Annotated in this window: 9 protein-coding genes; 3 read left to right on the top strand and 6 right to left on the bottom strand. The window is 65.2% G+C overall.

The genetic code is table 11. The annotated features are described in order from the left end of the window. The first annotated feature begins 368 nt into the window (after nt 1–368). The gene (locus tag WFK61_RS21065) at nt 369–866 is read left to right on the top strand and encodes a GNAT family N-acetyltransferase (protein WP_336814088.1); all 498 of its coding nucleotides are present in this window, start codon (nt 369–371) and stop codon (nt 864–866) included. Between the two features lie 308 nt (nt 867–1174). Here the strand turns inward: WFK61_RS21065 and WFK61_RS21060 are convergent, their stop codons facing one another. Next, entirely contained in the window at nt 1175–2167 is a 993-nt protein-coding gene (locus tag WFK61_RS21060; protein ID WP_336814031.1) for a hypothetical protein, read from the bottom strand. A gap of 343 nt (nt 2168–2510) precedes the next feature. Next, nucleotides 2511–5207 carry an excinuclease ABC subunit UvrB gene (gene uvrB / locus WFK61_RS21055; RefSeq protein ID WP_336814030.1) on the bottom strand — a complete coding sequence of 899 codons (2697 nt, stop codon included), beginning with the start codon at nt 5205–5207 and terminating at the stop codon, nt 2511–2513. A 404-nt stretch (nt 5208–5611) separates the two neighbouring features. Between uvrB and WFK61_RS21050 the strand changes: the two genes are divergently transcribed. Then, nucleotides 5612–5848, top strand: a complete 237-nt coding sequence (locus WFK61_RS21050; protein ID WP_336814029.1) for a hypothetical protein — start codon at nt 5612–5614, stop codon at nt 5846–5848. 344 nt (nt 5849–6192) lie between these two features. Here the strand turns inward: WFK61_RS21050 and WFK61_RS21045 are convergent, their stop codons facing one another. After that, nucleotides 6193–7404 (bottom strand): BaiN/RdsA family NAD(P)/FAD-dependent oxidoreductase, encoded by a 1212-nt coding sequence (locus WFK61_RS21045; protein ID WP_336814028.1) that lies wholly within the window; start codon nt 7402–7404, stop codon nt 6193–6195. Nucleotides 7405–7611: 207 nt separating this feature from the next. Here WFK61_RS21045 and WFK61_RS21040 point away from each other — a divergent pair, with 207 nt between their 5' ends. Beyond that, nucleotides 7612–7932 carry a YnfA family protein gene (locus WFK61_RS21040; protein ID WP_336814027.1) on the top strand — a complete coding sequence of 107 codons (321 nt, stop codon included), beginning with the start codon at nt 7612–7614 and terminating at the stop codon, nt 7930–7932. 132 nt (nt 7933–8064) lie between these two features. Here WFK61_RS21040 and WFK61_RS21035 read toward each other — a convergent pair whose 3' ends face one another. The 3 genes from WFK61_RS21035 to WFK61_RS21025 all read right to left on the bottom strand — a co-directional run bounded on the left by WFK61_RS21035 (nt 8065) and on the right by WFK61_RS21025 (nt 13244). After that, complete coding sequence (locus tag WFK61_RS21035; RefSeq protein WP_336814026.1) at nt 8065–9792, bottom strand: Na/Pi cotransporter family protein; 1728 nt, start codon at nt 9790–9792, stop codon at nt 8065–8067. A gap of 161 nt (nt 9793–9953) precedes the next feature. Beyond that, entirely contained in the window at nt 9954–11021 is a 1068-nt protein-coding gene (locus WFK61_RS21030) for an ABC transporter ATP-binding protein (protein WP_336814025.1), read from the bottom strand. A 15-nt stretch (nt 11022–11036) separates the two neighbouring features. Then, nucleotides 11037–13244, bottom strand: a complete 2208-nt coding sequence (locus WFK61_RS21025) for an ABC transporter permease (RefSeq protein ID WP_336814024.1) — start codon at nt 13242–13244, stop codon at nt 11037–11039. Between the last annotated feature and the right edge of the window lie 121 nt (nt 13245–13365).

Genomic DNA, 13365 nt, shown 5'->3' with positions numbered 1-13365 from the left:
ACGCCCCGTGGCGCTCCGCTTGCCGGCGATTTGAAAGCCACGGGCCGCGCTTATACGGTCGGAATTCTGCAGGTCCGCCGCTTCACGGATCAGTTCGGCTCATCGCCTCGTCACCCGCTCCGCGTCCGGCCCCGGATATCCCGAGCCTTCCAGCGAGCTCCTCGCACAGGCGCCGTAGTACGCCCAGGGCGGTTCCCGCAGCCTCCCGAGTCCGGGGTGCAAACCCGGCCGCAGGGCGCCGCCCCCGCCCCGCCATGCAGCATGCCTCCGGATGGCTGCCCCTCGGGGTGAGGTGAACAGAGAATAGGCGGGGGACGCGCGGGCGGGGATTAGTTTTCATGGCGACACCGGCATGGCATAAGCCCCGGATGCACATCCGCCCCGAACAGCCCGCCGATTCCGACGCCATCCGCGCCCTGACCACGGAGGCCTTCGCGACGGCACCGCATAGCAGCGGCACCGAAGCGGTGATCGTCGACGGCTTGCGCGCGGCCGGGGCGCTGACGCTCTCGCTCGTCGCCGTCGAGAACGGAGAGATCGTCGGCCATGTCGCCTTCTCGCCGGTGACGATCGACGGGGCGGAGCGCGGCTGGTTCGGGCTCGGGCCGGTCTCGGTGAAGCCGGGCCGGCAGCGCGGCGGCATCGGCTCGGAGCTGATCCGCGAGGGCCTGCGGCGCCTGCGCGAGAATGGCGCCGGTGGCTGCGTCCTGCTCGGCGACCCCGCCTATTACGGCCGTTTCGGCTTTGCCAACGATCCGGCGCTGGTGCTGGAGGGCGTGCCGCCCGAGTACTTCATGCGCCTCGCTTTCGGCGCAGAGCTGCCGGCCGGCACGGTGCGCTATCACGCGGCTTTCGACGGGGGCTGAGCCTTAGCCGATCCAAGCTCCCGAACCGCAACGCCTCTTCCTTCTCCCGGATGGGAGAAGGTGGCGCGAAGCGCCGGATGAGGGTGTGCGGTTTCAATAGAACGCGCTGCGGAGCCGCTGCGGCTTGGCGATCAGCGGCAGGCCCTCACCCCTGCCCCTCTCCCATCCGGGAGAGGGGTTCCCCGCGCCTCTCATCCTCAAGTTGATCGAACAAGGAAGCGTTCGAAATCGCGCGAAGCTTAAATCACAGCGAGGCGAACGAACATAGAAGGGATATGCGGAGCCGCGGCGGCCAGCATCGGTCTACCTTATTGACCCGTTCTATCATTTACACCCGCACGGCGGCGAGCTTTTCGAATTATCCCTTCAAGCCAATACTCTAAGTCTGCCACACTATCCGCAGAAAGATTCTCGGGAAGGATAAGGATAGCTTCACCCTCATCGAGCGAGTTTTTCTCCTCCTTCATGCCCATTTTGTTGGGCGTAACCAACTCACGTTTCACCTCTGGTAAACGAGGCGGCAGTTCCTCCCGTTGGCCGGCGGGAGCCTCGTTGTCTTTACGTTCCAGAATGACTTGCTCCATCGGGAAGCCGGTCTCGCTTCCCTCGATAAAAAACCAGTGCTTCCCCTCGTGCTCTTGGATAGCCCGAACCCGCGCCGGCTTTGAAAGCTGCAGCGACCCTCCTATTTCGATCTGCACAAAGTCACCGATATCAATAGAAGGAAGCTGACTATCCGATTCAGGATCTGCTTCTGATACCTGAACGTTCTGCCCTCCAGAAATGCCAGCAAATGAAAGCGACGCCCGATAAACTCGAACCGCGTCCTGCGCGCCTTTATCGGTGAACACGCTGCCCAGCTCGTGACCCCGCTCTTGGGTCAAATAATACAAGAGGACGCTATCGTTGAGCCCCTCGGCGTCGCCGTAGTGTTTCCAGAGCTCAGCAAAAATCGGGGGGGTAAGCGCGGCCTTTTGCAATCCTGCGCGGACTTTTTCCGGAGGAGCATGAGGATTGAGAATGCCTTGCGCTAAGGGGGTGATACGCATTTTTCGACCCGACGGGCCAGCGACGTTCTCCAAAAGCCCGTATTGGAGCAGCGTCGCAAAGGTCTGAATTGTGGCGCTACTAGTGGCAGGCTTGCCATATGCCTTGGCCAACACTTCGCGCGGCTGAGCGTGCTCGCGGACGGCCGCGTGAATGCGTTTTGCACGCTCGACCGCCAGATCGAGCGCAATATAAGGGTACGCTGGACTGCGCTGCTGCGGCATATCCAACTTGCCACCCGACCCCTCTGTCATTGCACCGCCTCCCAACCTGATTGAAACTATCAGGTATTTTCTGCCTCCTGTCAAATTCTGCCTGAATGTCTCTTGTCAGGCTACCTGAATAACAGTATCGAAGAGAAAGCTTAGGAGGGAATCATGCTTAGGAGAGGGAGAGCCCCGTCGTTCAGCCGACCGGCGCACGGGGCAGTGAAAAACAGGAAGGGCCGCTACCCGAGCCCCTGACAAGGAAGGTAGCAGCCCTAAATCGGCAGATCGCCAATGCGGGTCGGAGGAGGAAATCTCTTCCGGCCCGTCCATGCTTGGATACTAAAATCTGTGGCTTCAGTCTAGCTCACTGCACCCTATTAGCGTTGAGCTACCTCCGCCGCCTCTCCCCCGCCCCCTTCGGCCGCGATTCCGGCACCGGGCCCATCTCGTCGAGCGTCGGCTTCCGCACCCGTGAGGTGCCGGTGAGCAGCGGGTTCGGCTTCTCGCCGGCTTTCGGCTTGCCCTCGCCGCCGCCCCAGTTATGCGGGCCCATGCCCTCGTCCGTGGGTTTGCGGGCGCGGGTCGGCGGCAGGTTGGCGCTGGAGCCGTAAGAGCGCTCGCCCTTGTACTTGCCGGCGGAGGCCTCGACATCGCCCTGCCGGGCGAGCGGATCGTCCGCGATCGCCAGCTCCGTCGCCTGCAGGCGCTTGATCTCGTCGCGCAGGCGGGCCGCCGTCTCGAATTCGAGATCGGCCGCGGCCTCGCGCATGCGCTTCTCGAGATCGGCGATCGCGGCCTTGAGGTTGTGGCCCGAGGCCGGCGCCACCAGCCCCTTGTCGACCGTGACATGGTCGCGCTCATAGACCGAGCCGAGGATGTCGCCGATATTCTTCTTTACCGTCTGCGGCGTGATGCCGTGTTGCTCGTTATAGGCGACCTGCTTCTCGCGGCGGCGGTTGGTCTCCGCCATCGCCCGCTCCATCGAGCCGGTGACGTGGTCGGCATAGAGGATGACCTTGCCGTCGACGTTTCGCGCGGCGCGGCCGATGGTCTGGATCAGCGAGGTCTCGGAGCGCAGGAAGCCCTCCTTGTCGGCGTCCAAGATGGCGACGAAGCCGCATTCGGGGATGTCGAGGCCCTCGCGCAGCAGGTTGATGCCGACCAGCACGTCGAAGGCGCCGAGGCGCAGGTCGCGCAGGATCTCGATGCGCTCGATCGTGTCGATGTCGGAGTGCATGTAGCGCACGCGCACGCCGTTCTCGTGCAGGTATTCGGTCAGGTCCTCGGCCATGCGCTTGGTCAGCACGGTGACCAGCGTGCGGTAGCCGCGCTCGGTGACCTCCTTGACCTCGTCGAGCAGGTCCGCGACCTGATGCTTGGCGGGTCGGATCTCGACCGGCGGGTCGATCAGCCCGGTCGGGCGGATGACCTGCTCGGTGAAGACGCCGCCGGTCTGGTCCATCTCCCAGCCGCCGGGCGTGGCCGAGACATGCACCGACTGGGGCCGCATCGCGTCCCATTCCTCGAAGCGCAAGGGCCGATTGTCCATGCAGGACGGCAGGCGGAAGCCGTATTCGGCCAGCGTCGCCTTACGGCGGAAGTCGCCCCGGTACATGCCGCCGATCTGCGGCACGGTGACATGGCTCTCGTCGGTGAAGACGAGCGCGTTGTCGGGCAGGTATTCGAACAGGGTCGGCGGCGGCTCGCCCGGCTTGCGGCCGGTGAGATAGCGCGAATAGTTCTCGATGCCGTTGCAGGAGCCGGTGGCCTCGATCATCTCGATGTCGAAGGTGCAGCGCTGGTCGAGACGCTGCGCCTCCAGGAAGCGGCCCATGCGGTTGAGCTCGTCGAGGCGGGCCTTGAGCTCCTCCTTGATCGACTTCACCGCCTGGGTCAGCGTCGGGCGCGGCGTGGTGTAATGCGAATTGCCGTAGACCTTGATGAATTCGAGCTCGCCGGTCTTCTGGCCGGTCAGCGGATCGAACTCGGATATCGACTCGACCTCATCGCCGAACAGGCCGATGCGCCAGGCGCGGTCCTCATAGTGGGCCGGATAGAGCTCGATGACGTCGCCGCGGACGCGGAAGGTGCCGCGAGCGAAGTCGTGCTGCGTGCGCTTGTACTGGAGCGCGACGAGATCGGCGATGAGCTGGCGCTGCTCGATGCGCTCGCCGAGCTTCACCGAGAAGGTCATCGCCGTATAGGTCTCGACCGAGCCGATACCGTAGATGCAGGACACCGAAGCGACGATGATCACGTCGTCGCGTTCGAGCAGGGAGCGCGTCGCCGAATGGCGCATGCGGTCGATCTGCTCGTTGATCGAGGATTCCTTCTCTATATAGGTGTCCGAGCGCGGGACATAGGCCTCCGGCTGGTAATAGTCGTAATAGGAGACGAAGTACTCGACCGCGTTGTCGGGGAAGAAGCTCTTGAACTCCCCGTACAACTGGGCGGCCAATGTCTTGTTCGGCGCTAGGATCAGCGCCGGGCGCTGCGTCTCCTCGATGACCTTGGCCATGGTGAAGGTCTTGCCCGAGCCGGTGACGCCGAGCAGCACCTGATCGCGCTCCTGCCGGCGGATGCCGTCGACGAGATCGGCGATCGCGGTCGGCTGGTCGCCTGACGGGGAGAAGTCGCTCTTCATCGTGAAGGCGATGCCGCCTTCCGATTTCTCGGGGCGCTCGGGCCGGTGCGGCGTCCAGGGCTTGCCGGGCTGGATGAAGGGGCTGCCGGTTTCGAGCAGGTGCTGCAGCGAGCTCGCCGTCGCGGCCGCCGCGCCCTCGGCGCCGATGAAGGCGGAATCGGCCTTCTTGGAGAGCTTGCGCTTCGGCCTCTCCTCGCCGCCGGGACGTTCCAGCGCGTAGCTCGGGCTCGCCTCATAGCCGGCCTGCGGCCTGTCGCTGAAGCCGGACGCGCCGCCCGGCACCGCCGTGCCGCGGTTGATCGCGGGATTCAGCAGGTCGGCGAGATAGCCTTCGAGCGGCTTCAGCTCGGGCTTGGTCGCCTTGGAATTCGGCGTGCGCGCCGAAGAGGGCTTCTTCGCCGCTTTGGGCTTGGTCGCGGTGGTGTCGGAGCTTTTCGGCATGGCCGCAATATGGGGCGGAACGCGCGCTGATGCGAGAGGGCGCGACGCCCTGCCGGCATGATTGGTGACAGGAGATGGCAGGAAACAGCAGCGGGCGTGATGTTTCGCACGGCCCCACTCAAAGCCCGGTTGACGAAAGGAACGTCAGAAAAAGTCAGAACAATCTCACATATGTGATTTGCCCTTACTGAGATTTCATGCGCTCCTGCCCAATCTCCCTAATTGCGTTTTCTTGTTGCGTGATTTTGCGTCGCAGCAACCTTGCGATCCATCTTTACCTGTGTGGGGGACGCACGCCAATGGAGAAGGTGCCAAATTTAAATCGAAACAGAAACACACTCTACGAAGACAAATCCATATCAGCAGTTAATTTATGGAGAATCATCAACAGAGCCTACTTAAGCATGCAGATCAACGAAGGAACAACTTTATATAACGAATCAGATTGCGATTCAACTTACGATAAAAATGTAATACTTGCTGATGAAGCCCTTATCATAATTCCAACAACATGGATGGGCGTTCACAATTTTATAACAATGCTCCTTGACGACTTTATGTCTGACGACGCCGAACGACTACTGATCGGGATAAAGACCCTGTCGACGGCCCTTCAAAGACTCGCTCCAATCAAAGCTTGAACGCCGCTCCTCCGAGAGATGGCGACCAGAAGACCATCACGCCACCGACGAACAGATCGAGACACGACGTCGATCGGACCCGCTTGAAAGGGCGAGCTTAGCTTTGATCTGGAACGAGCCTCTATCGCTCGATCCAGATCATTACAGGCCTACACCACTAATAACCGGCTAGCAGGCGCCTCCAAAACGCTGGAACAAAACTTGCTTTGAAGGCGGCCGCCTCCGCGATCTTCGGCGCATTGCTGGCGCGGGCCGGTGAAATATCCATGCTCGATAGCGGATACCGCTTCGCGCGGGCTGGCAGCGAATGGCTCAGGCTCCGAGAACGACGGCCTGCCGACGCCCTACGGTCTCGCCAGCCACGTTTCGATGCCAGCCGCGGCTGCGACGCCCGTCGCGAAGCTTGCCTGCAGCAGGTACCCTCCGGTCGGCGCTTCCCAATCGAGCATCTCGCCGGCTGCGAAGATGCCCGGCAGGCGCTTGAGCATGAAGCCTGCATCGACCTCATCGCTGACGATGCCGCCTGCCGTCGAGATGGCACGCGCGATCGGCATGGGGGCATCGAGCCGCAGCTCGGCCGCCTTGATCAATCCCGCGAGCGCCTCCGGCTCATCGGGGAGAGCCGCCCCGGCCGCGTCCCGCAGCAGGGCGATCGCGACCGGCGCCAGACCTGCCGCCTTGCGCAGGTGGTTGCTCAGCGTCTCGCCCTTGCGGCGCCTCGCGAGGCGGACGGCAAGCTCCGGCGCCGTGAGATCGGGCCGCAGATCGATGCTGATTGCGGCGCGGCCATTGCGCGCGATCGCCTCGCGGATCGGTGCCGATAGCGCGTAGATCGCGCCGCCTTCGATGCCAGCGGCATCGATCATCGCCTCTCCGGCCGTCGTTTCGTCCCCGCACCGGATGACGATGCGCTTCAAGGGCTGACCGGCGAAACGCTCCTTCATCTGCGGCGACCAGGCGAGCGTGAAGCCGCCATTGGCGGGCCGCAGCGGTGCGATCGCGACGCCGCGCGCGGCGAGCATGGAAACCCAGCTGCCATCGGACCCGAGGCGCGGCCAGCTCGCGCCGCCCAGCGCGAGCAACGTGGCATCGGGGCGGGCCGTCTCGGTCTCTCCGCTCGCGAGGCGAAATGTCAGGGCTCCGTCAACATCCCAGCCGGTCCAGAGCCGGCCCGATGCCAGCCGGACGCCCAGCCCGTCGAGCCGGCCGAGCCAGGCGCGCAGCAGCGGGGACGCCTTCATCGCGCGGGGAAAGACGCGGCCGCTGGAACCCACGAAGGTTTCCGCTCCGAGTCCATCGGCCCAATCCCGGAGCGCCTGCGGTGGGAAGGCGCGCAGAGCCGACTCCAGCCAATCGCCCGCTTCGCGATAGCGGCCGAGGAACGCATCGAACGGCTCGGAATGGGTGAGGTTGAGGCCGCCGCGGCCGGCGAGGAGGAACTTGCGGGCCGGCGAGGCCATGCGCTCGTAGATCGTGACGCGATGCCCGGCGCCGGCCAGCCGCTCGGCCGCGATCAGGCCTGCGGGACCCGCGCCGATGATGGCGATATCGGACATGAGTTCTTCACTCCTCACCGGTCATCCCGGGCGACCGAAGGAAGACCCGGGATCCATTCCGGAACCTTTCCGAGGGAGGTTCAGGCATGGATCCCGGATCGACGCGGCTTCGCCGCTTGTCCGGGATGACCAAGTCTTTCCGTCTTGCGTAGCATGGCTTTAGACTGGTGGCCTCTGACCCGAAAGCCCTGAGCCCTCGCCGCCGTCATGCCGACCATCGCCGCCTATATCGGCGCCGCGCTCTTCGAGATTGCCGGCTGCTTCGCTTTCTGGGGCTGGCTCCGGCTCGGCAAGCCGGTCTGGTGGCTGTTGCCGGGGCTGGTCTCGCTCGGGCTCTTCGCCTGGCTCTTGACGCTGGTCGAGAGCGCCGCGGCCGGGCGCGCCTTCGCCGCCTATGGCGGGGTCTATATCGCCGCCTCGCTGGGCTGGCTCTGGGCGGTCGAGGGTATCAGGCCGGATCGCTGGGATCTGACCGGCGGCGTGATCTGTCTTGTGGGCGCGGCGATCATTCTGGCTGCGCCGCGCTGATACGAGCCACTCCATAGCCGTCATGCTCGCCCTTGTGGCGAGCATCCACGTCTTGAACACCGCATGGCTCTAAGGAAGACGTGGATGGTCGGGACAAGCCCGACCATGACGGAAAAGTGCGTTCGGAGTTTCTCACCCGCCCGAATGCGCGGCGGGGATGAGCACGGAGGGCATCTCGCGCTGCTCGGCCGCGGCCTTGGTCTCGCGCAGGCGGCTCTCGCGCAACTCGTTGGCGCTCTCCAGGATCGGGTAGGCGATCGAGACGATATGGCCGTGGATGCGCTTGAGATCGCGGATGATGTCGAGATGGATCGCGCTGGTCTCGATCGATTCCGGCCGGCCCGAGCGCAGGCGCTGGAAATGGCTGTCGGTGGCGCGGCGCTCGGCATCGCGCATCGCCGCCTTGTCGGCGAAGAGCTGGCGGGCGAGCACCAGATCGCGCGTCGCGAAGACGTTGAGCGCCAGCGCCAGCGCCGAGGCGACGCGGTGATGGAAGTCGCGGATCTCGGCCAGCCCCTCCGGCGAGAAGGAATAGCGCTTGCGGATCTTCTTCTCGGCGAGCTCGCGCAGGTTCTTGTCGATGATGTCGCCGATATGCTCGAGATTGGTGATCAGCGTGATGATCTCGAACAGGCGCCGGCTCTCCTCCTCGGAAAGCTCGTTGCGGGAGACCTTGACCAGATAGAGCTTGATCGACTCGTGGATCGTGTCGACGCCGTCATCGGCCTGGGCGATGGCGCGGGAGAGCTTGAGCTCGTCCTTCTCCAGCAGCGTCATCGTATCGCGCAGCATGCCCTCGACGCGGTCGCCCAGGCGCAAGGCCTCGCGCATCGCGCCGGCCAGCGCCTCGGTCGGGCTGTCGAGCGCGTTGGGGTCGAGATAGCGCGGCTGCACGGCCTCCGCCTTCTCGTCCTTGCCCGGCATGAAACGCTCGACCAGCGCCGAGATCGGCCCGACGAAGGGCAGGAAGACCAGCGCGCCGACGATGTTCAGCATGACGTGGAATTCGATGGCGAGCCGGGCATCGGCCGAGGGCAGGCTGATGAGCCAGGCCGAGAGCGGGCCGACGAAGGGCAGCACGGCGAGAGCCAGGATCAGGCGCGTGACGAGATTGCCGACCGCGGCGCGGCGCTGGGCGGCGGGCGCGCCGAGCTGGTCGAGCACCGGGATCAGCGCATTGCCGAGATTGGCGCCGATGACCAGCGTCAGCGCCGTCGCGGGCGGGAACAGACCCGAGGCCGCGAAAGTCGCGACGAGCAGGATGATCGCGATCGAGGAATGCACGATCCAGGTCGCGGCGATGGCGGCGAGGATGCCGAGAAGCGGCTCCGAGCCCATAGCGGCAAGGACGGTGCGGAAAGTCGGCGACTGCGCCAGCGGCGCCGCGGCGGTGTTGAGCTCGATCAGCGAGAGCAGGATCAGGCCGATGCCGACCAGCACGCGGCCGATATTGCGCGGGCGCTCCATCGCCTCGCTGGAGAGATACATGGCGACGCCGACCGCGACGCAGAGCCCCCAGAGCCAGCCCAGATCCATCGAGATGACGAAGGCCGCGAGCGACGTGCCGAGATTGGCGCCGAGCAGGACGGCGAGCGCCATGGCCGGCACGATGAGCGCCTGACCAGCGAAGGAAGAGACCAGCAGCGTCGTCGCCGTCGAGCTCTGCAGCACCATGGTCACGACGACGCCACTGCCGAAGGCGGCGAAGCGATTGCGGGTGAAACTCTGCAGCGCCTGCCGAAGCTGGGAGCCGAAGGCGCGCATCGCGCCGGTTCGCACCAGCCTGACCGCCCAGATCAGCAACGCGACGCCACCAACAAGATGGATCAGGATGGTGGTTGCGCTCTCGCCCGTGGCCATTTTCGTGCGGTCTTTCCCCGATTCAGGTGACGATTGTCAGCTGAATCTATCAATTTTTGATTAGCCAACTCAACAGAAATACACAGTGAAAGTGCTGAGAATGCGGCAGCCGCTGCTGCATTCTCCGTCTGCAAGCACCGAAACTCGGCTTCCAGCGTCGCTCAGGCCGGCGGAATCAGCGTCACGCCCTTGTTCGCGAAGGCAACGGAGACCGGGCTGCCCGGCTCCAGCATCTCGCGCCCGCCATACTGGACCACGAAGAGTTCGCCGACCTCGGTCTCGACCATGATGTCGAGATGGTTGCCGAGATAGGCGCATTTGCGGATCGTGCCGGGCAGCGAGCCGCCCTGCCCCGCCTCGCCGAGCAGCAGCGCCTCCGGCCGGATCGCCACCTTGGCCGGACCGACACCGAGCCCACGCGCCGGCAGGCTGACCGTGGCCGAGCCGATCGCGACATCGGCGCGGCCATCCGCCACCGCCTTCACGGTGACATCGACCAGATTGGCGTCGCCGATGAAGTCGGCGACGAAGGCATTGGAGGGCTGCTCGTAAAGGTCGCGCGGCGCGCCTTCCTGCGCGATCCGGGCGTTCGACATCACGATAATGCGGTCGGAGACGGCCAGCGCCTCCTCCTGATCATGGGTGACATAGGCCACGGTCAGGTTGAGATCCTGCTGCAGCTCGCGGATTTCCTCGCGGACGCGGCGGCGCAGCTTGGCGTCGAGATTGGAGAGCGGCTCGTCGAAGAGCAGCACCTGCGGCTCCAGCACGAGCGCGCGGGCAACCGCCACGCGCTGCTGCTGACCGCCCGAAAGCTCTGACGGATAGCGGTTCTCGAAGCCCTTCAGGCCGACCAGCGCCAGCTTCTCCAGCGCCATCTGCTTGGCCTCGTCCTTGCCGAGCCCCTTCACGGTCGGGCCATAGGCGGCATTGTCGAGCACGCTCATATGCGGGAAGAGCGCGTAGGACTGGAACACCATCGAGACGTCGCGGTCGGCGGCCGAGAGCTTGGTGACGTCGTTGCCGCCGATCAGGATCTGCCCGTCGCTGGCGATCTCGAGGCCTGCGATCATGCGCAAGGTCGTGGTCTTGCCGCAGCCGGAGGGGCCGAGCAGGGTCACGAGCTTGCCGGCCTCGATGGTGAAATTGATGTTGTCGACCGCCGTCACCGCGCCATAGCGCATGGAGACGTTGCGGAATTCGACGGAAGCGGGTCCGGCCTTGGCCATCTTAAGTCTCTGTCCTTATCCGATCGCGGGAGCGGGGGCCGGTGCGGCAACGGTGGCGGTGCGGGCCCGCCGGCCGAGCTTGCGCTCGCCGACGGTGAACTGGATGAGCGCGATGCCGAGCGCCATGAAGACGATCAGGACCGAGGAATAGGCGATGGCGAGGCCGAATTCGCCCGCCTCGACGCGCCCGACGATATAGGCGGTGGAGAGGTTGTACTCGGCCGAGACCAGGAAGATCACCGCGCTGACCGCCGTCATCGAGCGCACGAAGGAATAGACCAGCGCCGAGACCAGGGCGGGCTTCAGCAGCGGCAGCACCACGCGCCAGAGCGTGGTGAAGCTGCGGGCGCGCAGCGTGGTCGAGGCCTCGTCCAGGCTCTTGTCGATCTGCGACAGGCCGGCGATGCCGGAACGCACGCCGACCGGCATGTTGCGGAAGACGAAGGCGATGACGAGGATCAGGCCCGTGCCGGTAATCTCGACCGGCGGCACGTTGAAGGCAAGGATATAGGCGACGCCGAGCACCGTGCCGGGAATGGCGAAGGACAGCATCGTCGCGAATTCCAGCCCGGCCCGGCCGCTGAAGCGCTGGCGCGTCAGCAGATAGGCGGTGAGCAGGCCGATCATCGCCGTCAGCGGCGCCGAGATCGCGGCGACCTTCACCGTGGTGAAGAAGGACGGCCAGGCCGAGCCCTGGAAATAGATGCCGTTGCTGAAGTCGATGGCGAAGCCGGTGAGGTAATGCTGCAGCGTCGGCGTGAAGTCGCGGCCCATGTTGCGGACGAAGCCGCCGACGAGGATGACGACGTAGATCACCAGCGTCAGCGCGACCCAGGGCACGATCACTGCGGCCGAGAGCCAGGTGATGCGGCGCGGCAATGGCGTCGGCAGGCCGGCGTCGCCCTTGCCGGTGACCGTCGTGTAGGATTTGTCGCCGAGCCAGCGCTGCTGCACCCAGAAGGCGCCGAGCGTGAAGGCGAGCAGCACGATGGCGAGCACCGCAGCCTGCCCCTGATTGTAGGAAGCGCCGACCACCGCGAAGAAGATCTTGGTCGAGAGCACCTCGAAATTGCCGCCGAGCACCAGCGGATTGCCGAAATCGGCCATGCTCTCGACGAAGCCGAGCAGGAAGGCATTGGCGATGCCGGGCTTGAGCAGCGGCCAGGTCACGGTGCGGAAGGTCTGCCAGCGCTTGGCGCCGAGCGTCTGCGAGGCTTCTTCCAGGCTGGGCGAAATGCCCTGCACGACGCCGATCAGGACGAGGAAGGCGATCGGCGCGAAAGCGAGAACCTGCGCCAGCAGCACGCCCGGCAGGCCGTAGAGCCAGCGCGAGCGCGGGATGTCGAACCACTCGTAGAGCAGGGTCGAGACCGCACCGGCGCGGCCGAAGAGCAGGATCAGCGCAAGGCCGATGACGAAGGGCGGGGTGATGATCGGCAGAACCGTCAGCGCCCGCATGACGCGTTTGCCGGGCATGCCGGTGCGCAGGATCAGCAGCGCGCAGGCAAGGCCGAGCAGTGTGGTGATGACGCCGCAGAGCACGGCGAGGACCAGCGTGTTCCAGGCGACGCCACAGTTGGTGTTGCTGGTGACGCAGCCGAGCCCCCAGATCGAGGAATCGAGGAAGCGCTCGACGAAGGCCGCCGGCGCGAAGGCGCCATTCTGGTCGACCAGAGCGCTCTTCAGGATGATCGCGACCGGGAAGAAGATGAAGATGCCGATCAGCAGGACGACGAGGCCGATCGTCGAGGTCGTGAAGAGGTCGCCGCGGCAGACGCCGCGATAGGCAAGGCCGTGGCAGAGCAGGAAGAGCAGCGACAAAAGCGTCAGGAAGGCGCCGCCGCCGATGCCGCGCTGGGCAGCGCCGGCGCCGCCGAGCAAGGCGGCAAGCCAGGAAATGCCCTGGTCCTTCAGCACGATGGAGAAAGCCTGAGCGAAGAACAGGACCATGCCGAGCAGGCCGGCCCAGACCAGCACGCTGGCCGTGCGCTGCCGGTCGGCACTGCCCCAGAACGCCGTCGCGGCTGCGAGCGCGACGCCGACCGGCAGGAGCCAGGGCGTCTGGCCGGACAGCGAAAGCGCCAGCGCGCTGCCCGCCTTGCCGAACGGGTATTCGGCGAGCCAGGCCCAGTTCGTCAGGCTCATGCCCTCGACGAGATACCAGGGCATCAGCGCATAGCCGAGCCAGCCGATCAGCAGCACGAGTCTCGTCGCTGGCGCCATGGTTGCCCTGTTCCCTTGCCCTGATGCGGCCGACCGTTGTCCCGGTTCTGAAGGCCACGGAATTCGTTTCGCGATGGAACCGCGCCGTCATCCCGGGCTTGACCCGGGATCCATCGAAGGG

The sequence above is a fragment of the Allobosea sp. MMO-172 genome (genome assembly GCF_037147855.1).
Classification (GTDB): Bacteria; Pseudomonadota; Alphaproteobacteria; order Rhizobiales; family Beijerinckiaceae; genus Allobosea.
The sequence above is the reverse complement of the archived record's forward strand: the minus strand, read 5'-3'. Positions and strand labels throughout refer to the sequence as shown.